A 15,823-nucleotide genomic window follows, 5' to 3' on the forward strand; every position below is an offset into this window, starting at 1 on the left:
TTGAGGCATTTGGCGCCTGTGAGATCGAGCGCCGCGCGGGCGGCGCTCGATTTCACAGGCGCTGAATGTGGCGAGGCGAACGCTTCGGCGCTCGGTCTCACAGGCAACATCACCCCCACGCCAAACACCTCGCAGCTCAAACCAAAAAAACCGCAGCCTCCGCCAAACACCCCGCACCCCCACCCCAAAATCCCATGGAACCTTCCCCCCAACCATTCTGGTCTAGTCTGAATACTGACCGGACCCGGGCCAGGGACGTGTAATTGAGTGCTCGGGCCGGATCACCATTGGAGTCCTTGGGAGGTGCCCTCATGAGCCTGCTGCTCGAGCCTTACACCCTGCGTCAGCTGACGCTGCCCAACCGCATCGCCGTGTCGCCGATGTGCCAGTATTCCGCCATCGATGGCCTGGCCAACGACTGGCACCTTGTTCATCTGGGCAGCCGCGCCGTAGGTGGCGCGGGCCTGGTGATCACCGAAGCCGTGGCGGTTACCGCCGATGGCCGTATCACCGCCGAAGACCTTGGCCTGTGGGACGACGCGCAGATCGCCCCGCTGCAACGCATCACTCGCTTCATCACCGCCCAGGGCGCCGTGCCCGGCATCCAGCTGGCTCACGCCGGGCGCAAGGCCAGCACCTATCGCCCATGGCTGGGCAAACAGGGCAGTGTGAAGCTGGAGGACGGCGGCTGGCAGCCAGTTGGCCCTTCGAAGATCGCTTTCGACCCGCAACACACACCGCCACACGAGCTGAGCCAGGGCGAGATCCAGGGCGTGATCGCGGCCTTCGTCGCCTCGACCGAGCGCGCCTTGAAGGCTGGTTTCAAGGTGGTGGAAATCCACGCCGCGCATGGCTACCTGCTGCATCAATTCCTCTCGCCGCTCAGTAACCAGCGCCGTGACGAGTACGGCAGCTGCTTCGAAAACCGCATCCGCCTGACCTTGCAGGTGGTCGAGGCTGTGCGCAAGGTCTGGCCTGCCGAACTGCCGCTGCTGGTGCGGGTATCGGCAACCGACTGGGTGGAAGATGGCTGGAACCCGGATGAAACCGTCGAACTGGCCCGGCGCCTGCGCGGCTTGGGTGTCGACCTGATCGACGTCTCCTCCGGCGGCACTTCGGTCAACGCCGAAATCCCCACCGGGCCCGGCTACCAGACCCGCTTCGCCGAGCGTGTACGCAAGGAATCGGAAATTGCCACCGGCACCGTGGGCATGATCACCGAACCGGCCCAGGCCGAGCACATCCTGCGCACCGGCCAGGCCGACATCATCTTTCTGGCCCGCGAACTGCTGCGCGACCCGTACTGGCCGCTGCATGCCGACGACGATTTGGGCGGCAACAAGGCCACCTGGCCGGCGCAATACCAACGCGCCACCAGTCGGGCCAACCCGATTCACGAGTCGGATTTGCGCGATTAGAGGCTACCCGTACTGGCCTCTTCGCGGGTGAACCCGCTCCCACAGAATCTGCGTAGCCTGAAGGGCTGGGTGATCTCCCGCGGAGAGCGCGCATTATCAGGACTTGATACTTGCTCGTGTTTCTCTGGCTATTTCCAGATAGTCGTCCACTGCCTCCTTGAACGCGGCAGACAGTATCCTGCGTGAACGAGCATGAAACCCGACGATCTCGCGGGTTGTGCAAAGGTGACCGACCCATAGGCGGTCTTCCTTGCTGTATTTCACCGTTGCTCTTTGTCCTCGATATTCCATGTCCTCTGGCCCTTTGCTCATCCCATTTTGATGACTGCAAGATAAAGGATGTGGCATTGGGAATGGGCTGAGCCGTTTGTAGGAAAATGACTGGATTGAGGGGCCGACCCCAATCCAGGCCTTACACTCAATGCTTGATCATCACATGCCGCACACAGGTGTAATCCTCCAGCCCATACATCGACATGTCTTTCCCATACCCCGAGTGCTTCTGCCCGCCATGGGGCATTTCGCTCACCAGCATGAAGTGGGTATTCACCCAGGTGCAGCCATACTGCAGCCGCGCCGCCAGGCGGTGGGCGCGGCCGGTGTCACGGGTCCAGACCGATGAGGCCAGGCCGTAGTTGGAGTCGTTGGCCCATTCCAGTGCCTGCGCTTCGTCGGTGAAACGGGTGACCGACACCACCGGGCCGAACACTTCGTTGCGCACGATTTCGTCATCCTGCAGGGCATCGGCCAGCACGGTGGGCTGGAAGAAGAAACCGTCACCGTCGATGGCTTTGCCGCCAGTCACCAGGCGGATGTGCGGCTGGGCGATGGCCCGCTGTACCAGGCCGGCGACCTTGTCGCGATGCTGGGCACTGATCAGTGGTCCCAGTTCGGTATCCTCGGCGTCTTGCAGGCCGGGTTTCAGCGTAGCGACCGCTTCACCCAGGCGCTCGACAAAACGCTCGTAGATGCCGTCCTGCACATACAGGCGACAAGCTGCCGTGCAATCCTGGCCGGCGTTGTAGAAGCCGAACGTGCGAATGCCGTCGATGGCCGCGTCGATGTCGGCATCATCGAACACCAGCACCGGCGCCTTGCCGCCCAGTTCCATATGCATGCGCTTCACGCTGTCGGCGGTGGCGCTGATGATATGCGCGCCGGTGGGGATCGAGCCGGTCAGTGACACCATGCGCACCTTGGGGTGGGTGACCAGCGGGTTGCCGACCGTCTGGCCACGGCCAAACAGAATGTTCAGTACCCCCGGTGGCAGCAGGTCCTGAGACAGTTCACCCAGGCGCAGCGCGGTCAGTGGGGTCAATTCCGAAGGTTTGATTACCACGGTGTTGCCAGCGGCCAGGGCCGGGGCGATCTTCCACGCCAGCATCATCAACGGGTAGTTCCACGGTGCGATCGAAGCCACCACACCCAGCGGGTCACGGCGGATCATCGAAGTGTGGCCCGGCAGGTACTCGCCCGCCGCCGAACCGCCCAGGCAGCGCGCGGCGCCGGCAAAGTAGCGAAACACGTCGGCAATCGCCGGGATCTCATCGTTGAGCGCGGCGCTCAGCGGCTTGCCGCAGTTCTGCGACTCCAGACGGGCCAGTTCATCGCCATGCTCTTCGATGGCATCGGCCAGAGCCAGCAAAGCCTGCGAGCGCTCCTTGGGGCTGGTTTGCGACCAGCTGTCGAAGGCCTGGTCGGCGGCGCGCACGGCGCTGTCCATCTGCGCTTCGGTGGCTTCGTTGATCTGCGCCAGGGCAGTGCCCAGCGCAGGGTTGAGCACGGTCCAGGTCGGGCCTTGGCCGGCGACCAGCTGGCCATTGATCAGCATCTGCGTTTGCATCGGAACTCCTCCAGGGTCATTTGCCACTGCCCGCGACGCTTTCGCCGCCACGGGTCAGGTAATAGGCGCCAAGGATCGGCAGCATGGTCACCAGCATCACCAGCATGGCGACCACGTTGGTCACCGGCACGTCGCGCGGGCGGCTGAGCTGGTTGAGCAGCCAGATCGGCAGGGTGCGTTCGTGGCCGGCGGTAAAGGTGGTGACAATGATTTCATCGAACGACAGGGCAAAAGCCAGCATGCCGCCAGCCAGCAGTGCCGAGCCAAGGTTGGGCAGGATGATGTAGCGGAAGGTTTGCCAACCATCGGCGCCGAGGTCCATCGAGGCTTCGATCAGGCTCTGCGAGGTCCGCCGCAGGCGGGCGATCACGTTGTTGTAGACGATCACCACGCAGAAAGTGGCGTGGCCGACCACGATGGTAAACACCCCGGGTTCTATCCCTAAGGCCTTGAACGCCGAGAGCAGGGCGATACCGGTGATGATACCGGGTAGGGCGATGGGCAAAATCAACATCAGCGAAATGCTCTCCTTGCCGAAAAAGCTGCGCCGGTACAGCGCAGCCGAGGCCAGCGTGCCCAGCACCAGCGCGATCAGCGTAGCCAGGCAGGCTACTTGTAGCGACAGCTTGATCGCCTCCAGTACATCGGGGCGGGCGAAGGCCACGGCAAACCACTTCAGGGTAAAGCCCTTGGGCGGGAAGCTGAACGCGGCGTCTTCGGTGTTGAAGGCATACAGGAAGATGATCAGGATCGGGAAGTGCAGGAACACCAGCCCGCCCCAGGCCGCCAGGCGCAGCCCGGTAGACGCTTTTTCAGAGTGCATCGAAGGCCCCCAGGCGCTTGACGATGGACAGGTACACGGCGATCAGCACGATCGGCACCAGGGTGAACGCGGCGGCCATCGGCATGTTGCCGATCGCCCCTTGCTGGGCATAGACCATGCTGCCGATGAAGTAACCGGGCGGGCCTACCAGTTGCGGCACGATGAAGTCGCCCAAGGTGAGCGAGAAGGTAAAGATAGAGCCGGCGGCGATGCCGGGGATCGACAGCGGCAGGATCACCTGCCAAAAGGTTTGCCCGGGGCGTGCGCCGAGGTCTGCCGAAGCCTGCAGCAGCGACGGCGGCAAGCGCTCCAGCGAAGCCTGGATCGGCAGGATCATGAACAGCAGCCAAATGTACACGAACACCATGAAACGCCCCAGGTGCGAAGTGGACAGGGTGCTGCCGCCCACACCCGGTACCGTCAGTACCAGCTGCAGCAGGCCGTCCAGATGCAACTGCTGGACGAACCACTGGGCTACCCCGCCCTTGGCCAGCAGCAGGGTCCAGGCGTAGGTCTTGACGATGTAGCTGGCCCACATAGGCATCATCACCGCAATGTAGAAAAATGCCTTGGTCTTGCCGCTGGTATAGCGCGCCATGTAGTAGGCGATGGGGAAGGCCAGCACGGCGCTGGCCAGCGACACCGCCACTGCCATGCACAGGGTGCGCAGAATGATGTCGAAGTTCGACGGGTTGAACAGCGCGGCGAAGTTGCCCAGGGTGAGGTCCGGGGTGACCGCCATGGTGAAGTCGTCGAAGGTGTAGAACCCCTGCCACAACAGGTTCAGCAGCGAGCCCAGGTAGATCGCGCCAAACCAGGTCAGCGGCGGAATCAGCAGCAGTGCCAGGTACAGGTTGGGGCGCCGGTACAGCACGTTGGACAGGCCGCGCAGGGTGCTCATGGCAACGGCCCAGCGGTTTCCTGCAGCACCGTCATCGCCTCGCGTGGCCAGTGCGCCTGCACCCGTTGGCCGGGTTGCCAGGCCTGTGCCTGGGCCTGCCAGCGGTCGTTGGCCTGGCTGACGGCAAGCAGTTGGCCATTGTCCAGTTGCAGTTCGTAGCGGGTGGCGCTGCCTTGGTACTGAACGTCGCGCAACAGCCCGCTGACCTGCACTTCATGGCTGGTTACCACCGGGTCGCCCAGGCGGATGTGTTCGGGGCGGATGGAGAAAGGCGCCGGGCTGCCGTTGAGTGCCATGGCCAGTTCGCCACGCAACACGTTGGAGGTGCCGACGAACTCGGCGACGAAGGTGGTGGCTGGCTTCATGTACAGGTTGCGCGGGGTGTCGACCTGCTCGATGCGGCCGCGGTTGAACACCGCCACCCGGTCGGACATCGACAGCGCCTCGGTCTGGTCGTGGGTGACGAAGATGAAGGTGATGCCCAGTTGGCGCTGCAGCTTTTTCAGTTCGCCCTGCATCTGTTCGCGCAGTTTCAGGTCCAGCGCGCCGAGCGGTTCGTCCAGCAGCAGCACCCGCGGCCGGTTGACCAGTGCCCGGGCCAGGGCCACGCGCTGGCGCTGGCCACCAGACAGTTGCGCCGGCTTGCGTGCGCCGTAGCCGGCCAGGGCGACCATCGCCAGGGCTTCGTCAGCGCGGCTGTGGCGTTCGGCCTTGGCCACGCCTTTTACCTTCAGGCCATAGGCGATGTTGTCCAGCACGTTCATGTGCGGGAACAGCGCGTAGTCCTGGAACACGGTGTTGACGTCACGCTGGTAGGGCGGCACGCCGGCGGCCTCCACCCCGTGGATGCGGATCGAGCCGCTGGAGGGTTGTTCGAAACCTGCGATCAGGCGCAGGCAGGTGGTCTTGCCCGAGCCGGATGGGCCGAGCATGGAGAAGAACTCGCCATCGATGATGTCGATGCTGACCTGGTCGACGGCCTTGACCTCGCCGAAGGTGCGGGAAACCTGGGTGAACTGGACGGCTAGGGGCATGCGTGGGCTCCGGGCATCAGTGTTTCTCCTGTGCCGGCCTATTCGCGGGTGAACCCGCTCCTACAGGGGAAGCGCCACCCTCACAGGCGGTGACGAACCTGTAGGAGCGGGTTCACCCGCGAAGAGGCCGCAACAGGCATTCAGGCAACCTCAGCGCCCACCCATGATCGCAATGTAATCCTGGGTCCAGCGGCTATACGGCACGAACTTGCCCCCTTGGGCCTGCGGGGTTTTCCAGAAGGCGATCTTGTCGAAGTTGTCGAAACCATTGGTCTTGCAACCCTCGGCCCCCAGCAGCTCACTGCCGGTACACGCCGCCGGCACCGCCGGCAACGAACCGAACCAGGCGGCCACGTCACCCTGTACCTTCGGTTGCAGCGACCAGTCCATCCATTTGTAGGCGCAGTTGGGGTGCTTGGCCTCGGCGTGCAGCATGGTGGTGTCGGCCCAGCCGGTCGCGCCTTCCTTGGGTATGGTCGAGGCCACCGGCTGGTTCTCGGCCTTCAGGCCATTGACCATGTAGCCCCACGAACTGGAGGCAACCACGCCTTCGTTCTTCACGTCGCTCATCTGCACCGTGGCGTCATGCCAGTAGCGGTGGATCAGCGGCTGCTGCTGACGCAACAGTTCGAGCACGGCCTTGTACTGCTCTTCGTTCAGTTCGTAGGGGTCCTTGATGCCCAGTTCGGGCTTGGCCGACTTCAGGTACAGCGCCGCGTCGGCGATGTAGATCGGCCCGTCGTAGGCCTGCACGCGGCCTTTGTTCGGCTTGCCGTCGGGCAGGTCCTGCGGCTCGAACACCACGTTCCAGCTGGTTGGTGCCTGCTTGAAGGTATTGGTGTTGTACAGCAGTACGTTCGGCCCCCACTGGTACGGGGTGCCGTACACCTGCTTGTCGACCACGTACCAGCCACCGTTCTGCAGGCGTGGGTCGATGTTCTTCCAGTTGGGGATCAGCGCGGTGTTGATCGGCTGGACCCGCTTGCCGACGATCAACCGCAGCGAGGCATCGCCCGAGGCGGTGACCAGGTCGTAGCCGCCCTTGGTCATCAGGCTGACCATTTCGTCCGAGGTGGCCGCGGTTTTCACGCTGACCTTGCAGCCGGTTTCCTTTTCGAAGCCGGTCACCCAGTCGTAGGCCTTGTCGCTCTCGCCGCGCTCGATGTAGCCGGGCCAGGCGACGATGTCCAAACGCCCCTCGCCGGGGCCCAGGGCCTTGGGCGGCTCGGCGGCCTGCAGGCTGGCGCTGGCCAGCACGGCGCAGGTGGCGGCGCCGAGCAATGCGGTCTTGTGCACTGACATGGTGTTCCCTCTTCTTGGAGAATGTGGTCGCGGCAGTGGTCGAGTCTAGTTGGCTTTTTGCCAGCCAATGCAACATCCAGAAGCAAATCCGGGCATGGCCGTTGAGCAGGCAGGCCTTACTCTGGCGGCTGACTTCCTTTGCCTGGAGACCTGCACATGAACACCCGTGGCCTGCTGGACCAACTGCTCAAATCTGGCCAGGAGTTGCTGAACAAGCCCTCTGCTTCGGGCAAGCCCGCGGCGGGCGTAAGCGGGCTTGGCGGCCTGCTTTCCGGGGTGGGTGGTGGCCTGTTGGGCGGCGGTGCCCTGGGCTTGTTGCTGGGGAGCAAGAAGGCCCGCAAGTATGGCGGCAAGGCATTGACCTACGGTGGCCTGGCCGCACTGGGCGTGCTGGCCTACAAAGCCTATGGCAACTGGCAGGCCAACCAGCAGGTGGCCGCCGCCGAGCCGCAGACCCTCGACCGTTTGCCACCGGCCCAGGCCGAGCAGCACAGCCAGGCGGTATTGCGTGCGCTGGTGGCAGCGGCCAAGTCCGACGGCCATATCGACGAGCGTGAGCGGGCGTTGATCGAGGGCGAGTTCACACGCCTGGACAATGACCGCGAATTGCAGCACTGGCTGCATGCCGAGCTGAACAAGCCGCTGGACCCGGCCGAAGTGGCCCGCGCCGCGCAAACGCCGGAAATGGCCGCCGAGATGTACCTGGCCAGCGTGATGATGGTCGACCAGGAAAACTTCATGGAGCGTGCCTACCTGGATGAGCTGGCCCGCCAGTTGCGCCTGGACCCTGGCCTGCGCCAGGAACTGGAAAGCCAGGTGCGGTTGGCCGCAGCCCAGTAAGCGACGCGGTCCCAGTGTAGGAGCGGCCTTGCGTCGCGATCGGGCCGCAGCGCGGCCCCGGCAATATTTGCCATGGCGCTGAGCCTTGGGGCCGCTATGCGGCCCGATCGCGACACAAGGCCGCTCCTACAAACAAGATTCGCCTACTGTGTCGCGAGCTTCATTTCACCCGCAAAACCGTAAGGCCTCTAGGCTATACTTCGGCGATTTTTCCCGCTCGTTGTGAATTCCTGAGGGCTGAATGTGAAGAACTGGACCTTGCGCCAACGGATCCTGGCAAGTTTCGCCGTGATCATCGCCATCATGCTGCTGATGATCGTGGCCGCCTACTCGCGGTTGGTGGCCATCGAAACTGCTGAAGAGGCAGTGGGCACCGACAGTATCCCCGGGGTCTACTACAGCTCGATGATCCGCAGTGCCTGGGTCGACAGTTACGTCACCAGCCAGCAGTTGGTAGGCCTGTCCAACCACCGCGAAATCACCTCGGCCGACATGGAACTGTTCAAAAGCTTCGAGGACCGCCTCAAGCAACACATGGCCAGCTACCAGAGCACGATTCAGGACAAGGACGACCAGGGCCGCTTCGACAGCTTCGTGCAGCTTGAAGAAAACTACGTGAAGATTGTTGGCCAGGTGCTGGACGCCTACCGTCAACACAATTACGACGAAGCCCAGCGGTTGATTAATGAGGTGCTGACCCCCGCTTGGGTCGATGGTCGCAAGCACCTGAACGAAGTCATCGAGCACAACCGTGCTTCCGCTGACGCGGCCACCAACGACATCGTCAGTGCAGTGAGTACCGCCAAGGGCAGCATGGTGGTGTCGCTGCTGCTGGCCATCGTCGCTGCCGGCATCTGTGGCCTGCTGCTGATGCGCGCCATCACCGCGCCCATGCAACGTATCGTGCATGCCCTGGACAAACTGCGCTCGGGCGACCTGAGCGTGCGCCTGAGCCTGGACCGCAAGGACGAATTCGGCGCCATCGAGAGCGGCTTCAACGAAATGGCCGAGGCCATTGCCACCCTCGTAGCCCAGGCCCAGCGCTCGTCGGTGCAGGTGACCACTTCCGTGACCGAAATCGCTGCCACGTCCAAGCAGCAGCAGGCCACCGCCACCGAAACCGCTGCCACCACCACCGAAATCGGCGCCACCTCGCGGGAAATCGCCGCCACCTCGCGTGACCTGGTGCGCACCATGACCGAAGTCACTTCCGCCGCCGACCAGGCTTCCAGCCTGGCAGGTTCCGGCCAGCAGGGCCTGGCGCGCATGGAAGAAACCATGCACCAGGTGATGGGCGCCGCCGACCTGGTCAACGCCAAGCTCGGCATCCTCAACGAGAAGGCCAGCAACATCACCCAGATGGTGGTGACCATCGTCAAGGTCGCCGACCAGACCAACCTGCTGTCGCTCAACGCCGCCATCGAAGCGGAAAAGGCCGGCGAATACGGCCGCGGTTTTGCCGTGGTGGCCACCGAAGTGCGGCGCCTGGCCGACCAGACCGCCGTGGCCACCTACGACATCGAGCAGATGGTGCGCGAGATCCAGTCGGCGGTGTCGGCCGGGGTCATGGGCATGGACAAGTTCTCCGAAGAAGTGCGCCGCGGCATGTTCGAAGTGCAGCAGGTGGGTGAGCAACTGAGCCAGATCATTCACCAGGTGCAGGCCCTGGCGCCGCGGGTGCTGATGGTCAACGAAGGTATGCAGGCCCAGGCCACCGGCGCCGAACAGATCAACCAGGCGCTGGCCCAGCTCAGCGATGCCAGCACCCAGACCGTCGAGTCGCTGCGCCAGGCCAGTTTTGCCATCGATGAGCTGAGCCAGGTGGCCGCCGGCCTGCGTGGCGGCGTGTCGCGCTTCAAAGTCTGACCGCGATGAACGACTTGCAACCGCACGGCGCGCGGGCGGAAAACGCCAAGGGGGCGCTGTACCTGCAGTTTCGTATCAAGGAGCAGCGCTTTGCCTTGAGCGTGCACGAGGTCATAGAGGTGCTGCCGCGCCGGCCGCTCAAGCCCATTGCCCAGGCACCGGCCTGGGTGGCGGGCATTCTTGCCCACCGCGGCTTGCTGGTGCCGGTCATCGACCTTGCCGCGCTGAGTTTTGGCACGCCAGCGGCGCAGCGCACCAGCACGCGCCTGGTACTGGTGCATTACCGTGGCGACCTGCAGCTTGGCCTGATCCTGGAGCAGGCCACCGAAACCCTGCGCTGCCAGCCCGAAGAGTTTCAGCCTTATGGGGTGGACAGCGGCCAGGCGCCGTACCTGGGCCCGGTGCGCCAGGATACCCAGGGGCTGTTGCAGCGCATCGAGGTCAATGACCTGCTACCCGACGCCGTGCACGAATTGTTGTACACGCAAGACCCGACAGGGATGCCGACATGATCGAACAGCGTTTCTTCCGCTTCTTGCGCGAGCGCATTGGCCTGGACGTGGACTCGGTGGGCGCGCCTATGGTCGAACGTGCGTTGCGCCAGCGGTGCGTGGCCGTGGGCGCCACGGACCTGGACGATTACTGGCTACGCCTGCAGCAGTCGAACGACGAGCAACAGGCACTGATCGAGGCGGTGATCGTCCCGGAGACCTGGTTCTTCCGTTACCCCGAATCCTTCACTGCCCTGGCCAGCCTGGCGCACAAACGCCAGGCCGAACTGGCCGGGGCACGCCCGCTGCGGCTGCTCAGCTTGCCATGCTCGACAGGCGAGGAACCCTATTCGCTGGCCATGGCCTTGCTCGACGCCGGCATGGCACCGGCGGCGTTCCTGATCGACGGCATGGACATCAGCCCCAGTTCGGTGGCCAAGGCCGGGCACGCCGTATACGGGCGCAATGCTTTCCGTGGCAGCGACCTGGGCTTTCGCGAGCGCTATTTCGATGCCCTCGACGAGGGCCACCGCCTGCATGACCGGGTGCAGCAGCAAGTCAGCCTGCAAGTGGGCAATGTGCTCGACCCGGCGCTGAGCAGCCGTGACGGCCTGTACGACTTCGTGTTTTGCCGCAACCTGTTGATCTATTTCGACGTGCCCACCCAGCAACGGGTGTTCGAAGTGCTCAAGCGCCTGCTGCATCCACAGGGCGTGCTGTTCATCGGGCCAGCCGAAGGCAGCTTGCTGGCACGCCTGGGCATGCGCCCGCTGGGGGTCGCCCAGTCGTTTGCCTATGTGCGTCAGGAAGGCACCAGCGCGCCATTGTCAGCGCCACCGCCGCCACCCGCCAGGCGCACGATGGCGCCGCCGGTGGCACCGGCTTACCCGCCGCCGAATCCGCCACCACCGCGCCCATTGCGTGTGCTGCCGATGGCGGCCAAGCCAGCGCCGGCCCATGAGCACAAGCACGAGGCCGCCAACGAGATGCTGGCCAGCATTGCCCGGTTGGCCAATGCCGGTGCCAGTGAGCAGGCCCGGGCCGAATGCCAGCGCTACCTGGGCCAGTTCGCGCCCTCGGCGCAGGTGTACTACTGGCTGGGGTTGCTCAGTGATACCGAAGGCGATGCGCAGCAGGCGCTGACGCACTACCGCAAAGCGCTGTACCTGCAACCACAACACCCCGAGGCGTTGGTGCACCTGGCGGCCCTGCTGGCGGCGCAGGGTGACCTGGCCGGGGCCCGGCGCCTGCAGGAGCGGGCGGCACGGGCTGGCCGGGAGCCTGAACGATGAACGGTGAATCCGCGATGCAGCTGCTGGCTGAGGATGACGCGCACATCGACGACTGCTGGAACCGTATTGGCGTGCATGGCGACAAGCAATGCCCGCTGCTGGAGCGACATGTGCATTGCCGCAACTGCGAGGTGTATGCCGCCGCGGCCACACGGCTGCTCGACCGCTATGCGCTGATGCAGGATCACCCGGCCGCAGCCGTGGCGCCGGTCGAGGAGCACACCGGCCGCTCCATGCTGCTGTTCCGCCTGGGCGAAGAATGGCTGGCGCTGGCGACCGCGTGCCTGGCCGAAATCGCCCCGTTGCAGGCCGTGCATTCATTGCCGCACCAGCGCTCGCGCCTGCTGCAAGGGGTGGCCAATGTGCGCGGTGCACTGGTGCCGTGCCTGTCGCTGGCTGACTTGCTGGGTGTGCAGGCCAGCCCTGCCGAGCAACGCAGCGGCCGGGCGATGCCGCGCATGCTGATTTTGGCCAGCGAAGGCGGGCCGGTGGTGATGGCCGTCGAGGAAATCGACGGTATTCACCGGCTTGACCCACTGCTGCTGGGCAGTGGCCAGGACGCCACGCGCTTTACCGCCGCCGTTCTGCAATGGCGCGGGCGCAGCGTACGGGTGCTGGACGATCAACACTTACTGTCTGCCGTGCAGCGGAGCCTGTCATGACCCCAGAGCAAATGCGCGACGCATCGTTGCTCGAGCTGTTCAGCCTGGAGGCCGAGGCGCAGACCCAGGTGCTCAGCGCCGGCCTGATGGCACTTGAGCGCAACCCTACCCAGGCCGATCAGCTTGAAGCCTGCATGCGTGCCGCCCACTCGCTCAAGGGCGCCGCGCGTATCGTCGGCGTGGACGCTGGCGTCAGCGTCGCCCACGTCATGGAAGATTGCCTGGTGGCCGCCCAGGAGGGCCGCCTGCGGTTAAGTGCCGAGCATATCGACGCGCTGTTGCAGGGTACCGACTTGCTGATGCGTATCGCCACGCCAGGCGATAGCGGGGCGCAGGCGACCCTGCCGGTGTTCCTTGCGCAAATGGCCAGCCTGCTCGACCCGGAGGCGGCCGCCATGCCTGCTCCGCCACGGGCTGTAGGGGTGCAACCCGCGGAACCCATGGCGCCGCCGCCGGTAGCCTTGCCGGCTGAGCCGCTGCTGTTGCCAAGCGAGCCGGCGGAGCCTGAAGCAGAGCCTGAACCAGAGCCGGCCATGCGGCGCAAGGCTGGCAAGCGCGTTGGCGAGGGAGGGGAGCGGGTGCTGCGGGTCACCGCCGACCGCCTCAACAGCCTGCTCGACCTGTCCAGCAAGTCGCTGGTGGAAACCCAGCGCCTCAAGCCTTACCTGGCCACCCTGCAGCGCCTCAAGCGCATGCACGGCCAGGGCATGCAGGCACTTGACGGCTTGCGCCTGCAACTGGAAGACAGTGGCCAGAGCAGCGAGGTGCTCGAAGCCTTGGCGCAAACCCAGCGCCTGCTGGCAGAAACCCAGCAGATCCTGCAACAGCAGGCGGCCGACCTCGACGAGTTCGGCTGGCAGGCCAGCCAGCGCGCGCAATTGCTGTACGACACCGCCCTGGCTTGCCGGATGCGGCCGTTTGCCGATGTGCTGACCGGCCAGAGCCGCATGGTCCGCGACCTTGGCCGCTCGCTGGGCAAACCGGTGCGGCTGGTGGTGGAGGGGGAAAAGACCCAGGTCGACCGCGATGTGCTGGAAAAGCTCGAAGCGCCGTTGACCCACCTGTTGCGCAATGCTGTCGACCACGGCATTGAAGCACCGGAACGGCGCCTGTTGGCGGGCAAACCGGACGAAGGCGTGGTGCGCCTGCGCGCCTCGCACCAGGCCGGCATGCTCAGCCTGGAGCTGATCGACGACGGCGCCGGTATCGACCTGGAGCGCCTGCGCAGCAGTATCGTCGAACGCGCCCTGTCGCCTGCCGATACGGTGGCGCGCATGAGCGAGGCGGAGCTGCTGACGTTCCTGTTCCTGCCCGGTTTCAGCCTGCGCGACAAGGTTACCGAAGTGTCCGGGCGCGGCGTCGGGCTGGATGCGGTGCAACACATGATCCGCGAGTTGCGCGGCTCGATCGAGTTGACCCAGGTGGCGGGGCAGGGGTGTCGCTTCCATCTGCAGGTGCCGTTGACCCTGTCGGTGGTGCGTAGCCTGGTGGTCGAGGTGGGCGGCGAGGCCTACGCCTTCCCGCTGGCCCATATCGAACGCACCCTGGAAGTGACCGCCGAACAGATCGTGCAGATCGAAGGTCGCCAACACTTCTGGCACGAGGGCCGGCACATCGGCCTGGTGGCCGCCAGCCAGTTGCTCAACCGCCCAATTGGGCAGAGCGACGAAACCAACCTGCGGGTGGTGGTGATTCGTGAGCGTGAGCAACTGTACGGCGTGGCCGTGGAGCGGCTGGTGGGCGAACGGGTACTGGTGGTGATGCCGCTCGACCCCCGGCTGGGCAAGGTGCAGGACATTTCCTCGGGCGCGTTGCTGGATGATGGCTCGGTGGTGCTGATCGTCGATGTCGAGGACTTGCTGCGCTCGGTGGAAAAACTGCTCAGTACCGGTAGCCTGGAGCGCATCGAGCGCGGCAACAGCGCTGCCCGTGGCGTGGCCCGCAAACGCATCCTGGTCGTCGACGATTCGCTGACCGTGCGCGAACTGCAGCGCAAGCTGCTGGGCCACCGTGGCTACGACGTGGCGGTGGCGGTGGATGGCATGGACGGCTGGAACGCCCTGCGCAGTGAAGACTTCGACCTGCTGATTACCGATATCGACATGCCACGCATGGACGGTATCGAGCTGGTTACCCTGGTGCGCCGCGACCAGCGCCTGCAATCGTTGCCAGTGATGGTGGTGTCTTATAAAGACCGTGAGGAAGACCGACGGCGTGGCCTGGATGCTGGCGCCGACTACTATTTGGCAAAGGCCAGCTTCCACGACGATGCGTTGCTGGATGCTGTGGTGGAGCTGATCGGAGGTGCTCAGGGATGAAGATCGCCATCGTCAATGACATGCCCATGGCTGTCGAGGCACTGCGCCGGGCGCTCGCCTTCGAGCCCGCACACCAGGTGGTGTGGGTGGCCAGCAATGGCGCCGAGGCGGTGCAGCGCTGTACCGAGCAACTGCCGGACCTGATCCTCATGGACCTGATCATGCCAGTGATGGACGGCGTCGAGGCAACCCGGCGGATCATGGCCGAAACCCCGTGTGCCATTGTCATCGTCACGGTCGACCGCAAGCAGAACGTGCACCGGGTATTCGAGGCCATGGGCCACGGTGCGCTTGATGTGGTCGACACCCCGGCACTGGGCGCGGGTGACCCCCGCGAAGCGGCCGCCCCCTTGCTGCGCAAGATCCTCAACATCGGCTGGCTGATCGGCCAGCAGCGTGCGCCGGCCTCGCGCCCGGTGGCTGCGCCGCTGCGCGAAGCTTCCCAGCGCCGCGGCCTGGTGGCGATCGGCTCGTCGGCCGGTGGCCCGGCAGCCCTGGAAGTGCTGCTCAAGGGCCTGCCGCAGGCGTTCCCGGCGGCCATCGTGCTGGTCCAGCATGTCGACCAGGTGTTTGCCGCAGGCATGGCCGAATGGCTCAGCAGCGCCGCCGGCATGCCGGTGCGCCTGGCCCGTGAAGGCGAACCGCCGCAGCCGGGGCAGGTGCTGCTGGCCGGTACCAACCACCACATTCGCCTGCTACAGAATGGCCAACTGGCCTACACTGCCGAGCCTGTCAATGAAATCTACCGGCCCTCGATCGATGTGTTCTTCGAGAGCGTGGCGCGTTACTGGAACGGTGAGGCAGTGGGGGTGCTGCTCACCGGCATGGGGCGCGATGGTGCCCAAGGCCTGAAACAGATGCGTCAGCAAGGCTTTCTGACGATTGCCCAGGACCAGGCCAGCAGTGCCGTGTACGGCATGCCCAAAGCCGCTGCGGCCATCGATGCTGCTGTGGAAATCCGCCCGTTGGAACGCATAGCCGGGCGCTTGATGGAAATTTTCGGAAAATGACGACATGTATTGGATCACGCCGC

General features: G+C 64.8%; 13 protein-coding genes. 8 read left to right on the forward strand and 5 right to left on the reverse strand.

Going from position 1 to position 15,823, the window contains the following annotated elements; translation table 11 throughout:
* The first annotated feature begins 311 nt into the window (after positions 1-311).
* A complete protein-coding gene (locus IAE39_RS19930; protein ID WP_201205714.1) occupies positions 312-1,418 on the forward strand; it encodes an NADH:flavin oxidoreductase/NADH oxidase in 1,107 nt (368 codons plus the stop codon).
* Positions 1,419-1,836: 418 nt separating this feature from the next.
* Here the strand turns inward: IAE39_RS19930 and IAE39_RS19935 are convergent, their stop codons facing one another.
* The 5 genes from IAE39_RS19935 to ydcS form a co-directional block, all read right to left on the reverse strand.
* Positions 1,837-3,261: a gamma-aminobutyraldehyde dehydrogenase gene (locus IAE39_RS19935; RefSeq protein ID WP_201205716.1), complete on the reverse strand. Its 1,425-nt coding sequence runs from the start codon at positions 3,259-3,261 to the stop codon at positions 1,837-1,839.
* Positions 3,262-3,277: 16 nt separating this feature from the next.
* The gene (locus tag IAE39_RS19940; protein ID WP_201205718.1) at positions 3,278-4,084 is read right to left on the reverse strand and encodes an ABC transporter permease; all 807 of its coding nucleotides are present in this window, start codon (positions 4,082-4,084) and stop codon (positions 3,278-3,280) included.
* On the reverse strand, positions 4,074-4,985 hold the full coding sequence (locus IAE39_RS19945) for an ABC transporter permease (RefSeq protein ID WP_201205720.1): 912 nt from the start codon (positions 4,983-4,985) through the stop codon (positions 4,074-4,076). Before IAE39_RS19945 ends, IAE39_RS19940 begins: the two co-directional genes overlap by 11 nt.
* Complete coding sequence (locus IAE39_RS19950) at positions 4,982-6,019, reverse strand: ABC transporter ATP-binding protein (RefSeq protein ID WP_201205722.1); 1,038 nt, start codon at positions 6,017-6,019, stop codon at positions 4,982-4,984. Before IAE39_RS19950 ends, IAE39_RS19945 begins: the two co-directional genes overlap by 4 nt.
* A gap of 150 nt (positions 6,020-6,169) precedes the next feature.
* Positions 6,170-7,321, reverse strand: a complete 1,152-nt coding sequence (ydcS, locus tag IAE39_RS19955) for a putative ABC transporter substrate-binding protein YdcS (RefSeq protein WP_201205724.1) — start codon at positions 7,319-7,321, stop codon at positions 6,170-6,172.
* A 156-nt stretch (positions 7,322-7,477) separates the two neighbouring features.
* Between ydcS and IAE39_RS19960 the strand changes: the two genes are divergently transcribed.
* The 7 genes from IAE39_RS19960 (at position 7,478) to wspF (ending at position 15,800) form a co-directional block, all read left to right on the forward strand.
* Entirely contained in the window at positions 7,478-8,161 is a 684-nt protein-coding gene (locus IAE39_RS19960) for a tellurite resistance TerB family protein (protein WP_201205726.1), read from the forward strand.
* Positions 8,162-8,404: 243 nt separating this feature from the next.
* Entirely contained in the window at positions 8,405-10,027 is a 1,623-nt protein-coding gene (locus IAE39_RS19965; RefSeq protein ID WP_201205728.1) for a methyl-accepting chemotaxis protein, read from the forward strand.
* A 5-nt stretch (positions 10,028-10,032) separates the two neighbouring features.
* Entirely contained in the window at positions 10,033-10,539 is a 507-nt protein-coding gene (locus IAE39_RS19970) for a chemotaxis protein CheW (RefSeq protein ID WP_201205730.1), read from the forward strand.
* The gene (locus tag IAE39_RS19975) at positions 10,536-11,810 is read left to right on the forward strand and encodes a CheR family methyltransferase (RefSeq protein ID WP_201205733.1); all 1,275 of its coding nucleotides are present in this window, start codon (positions 10,536-10,538) and stop codon (positions 11,808-11,810) included. The genes IAE39_RS19970 and IAE39_RS19975 overlap by 4 nt, the downstream gene beginning before the upstream one ends.
* The gene (locus IAE39_RS19980; RefSeq protein ID WP_201205735.1) at positions 11,807-12,472 is read left to right on the forward strand and encodes a chemotaxis protein CheW; all 666 of its coding nucleotides are present in this window, start codon (positions 11,807-11,809) and stop codon (positions 12,470-12,472) included. The genes IAE39_RS19975 and IAE39_RS19980 overlap by 4 nt, the downstream gene beginning before the upstream one ends.
* The gene (locus IAE39_RS19985) at positions 12,469-14,790 is read left to right on the forward strand and encodes a hybrid sensor histidine kinase/response regulator (protein WP_201205737.1); all 2,322 of its coding nucleotides are present in this window, start codon (positions 12,469-12,471) and stop codon (positions 14,788-14,790) included. Before IAE39_RS19980 ends, IAE39_RS19985 begins: the two co-directional genes overlap by 4 nt.
* On the forward strand, positions 14,787-15,800 hold the full coding sequence (wspF, locus tag IAE39_RS19990; RefSeq protein WP_201205739.1) for a Wsp signal transduction system protein-glutamate methylesterase WspF: 1,014 nt from the start codon (positions 14,787-14,789) through the stop codon (positions 15,798-15,800). The genes IAE39_RS19985 and wspF overlap by 4 nt, the downstream gene beginning before the upstream one ends.
* The last annotated feature ends 23 nt before the right edge of the window (positions 15,801-15,823 follow it).

Origin of the sequence: Pseudomonas sp. S37 (assembly GCF_016658545.1) — a bacterium.
In the GTDB taxonomy this organism is placed as follows: Bacteria; Pseudomonadota; Gammaproteobacteria; order Pseudomonadales; family Pseudomonadaceae; genus Aquipseudomonas.

Bases quoted from the DNA above. Each gene is read 5' to 3' on its own strand.
- IAE39_RS19970 (WP_201205730.1), top strand. From the start codon at position 10,033: ATGAACGACTTGCAACCGCACGGCGCGCGGGCGGAAAACGCCAAGGGG.
- ydcS (WP_201205724.1), bottom strand. From the start codon at position 7,321: ATGTCAGTGCACAAGACCGCATTGCTCGGCGCCGCCACCTGCGCCGTG.
- IAE39_RS19985 (WP_201205737.1), top strand. From the start codon at position 12,469: ATGACCCCAGAGCAAATGCGCGACGCATCGTTGCTCGAGCTGTTCAGC.
- IAE39_RS19980 (WP_201205735.1), top strand. From the start codon at position 11,807: ATGAACGGTGAATCCGCGATGCAGCTGCTGGCTGAGGATGACGCGCAC.
- IAE39_RS19940 (WP_201205718.1), bottom strand. From the start codon at position 4,084: ATGCACTCTGAAAAAGCGTCTACCGGGCTGCGCCTGGCGGCCTGGGGC.
- wspF (WP_201205739.1), top strand. From the start codon at position 14,787: ATGAAGATCGCCATCGTCAATGACATGCCCATGGCTGTCGAGGCACTG.
- IAE39_RS19975 (WP_201205733.1), top strand. From the start codon at position 10,536: ATGATCGAACAGCGTTTCTTCCGCTTCTTGCGCGAGCGCATTGGCCTG.
- IAE39_RS19950 (WP_201205722.1), bottom strand. From the start codon at position 6,019: ATGCCCCTAGCCGTCCAGTTCACCCAGGTTTCCCGCACCTTCGGCGAG.
- IAE39_RS19960 (WP_201205726.1), top strand. From the start codon at position 7,478: ATGAACACCCGTGGCCTGCTGGACCAACTGCTCAAATCTGGCCAGGAG.
- IAE39_RS19935 (WP_201205716.1), bottom strand. From the start codon at position 3,261: ATGCAAACGCAGATGCTGATCAATGGCCAGCTGGTCGCCGGCCAAGGC.
- IAE39_RS19945 (WP_201205720.1), bottom strand. From the start codon at position 4,985: ATGAGCACCCTGCGCGGCCTGTCCAACGTGCTGTACCGGCGCCCCAAC.
- IAE39_RS19930 (WP_201205714.1), top strand. From the start codon at position 312: ATGAGCCTGCTGCTCGAGCCTTACACCCTGCGTCAGCTGACGCTGCCC.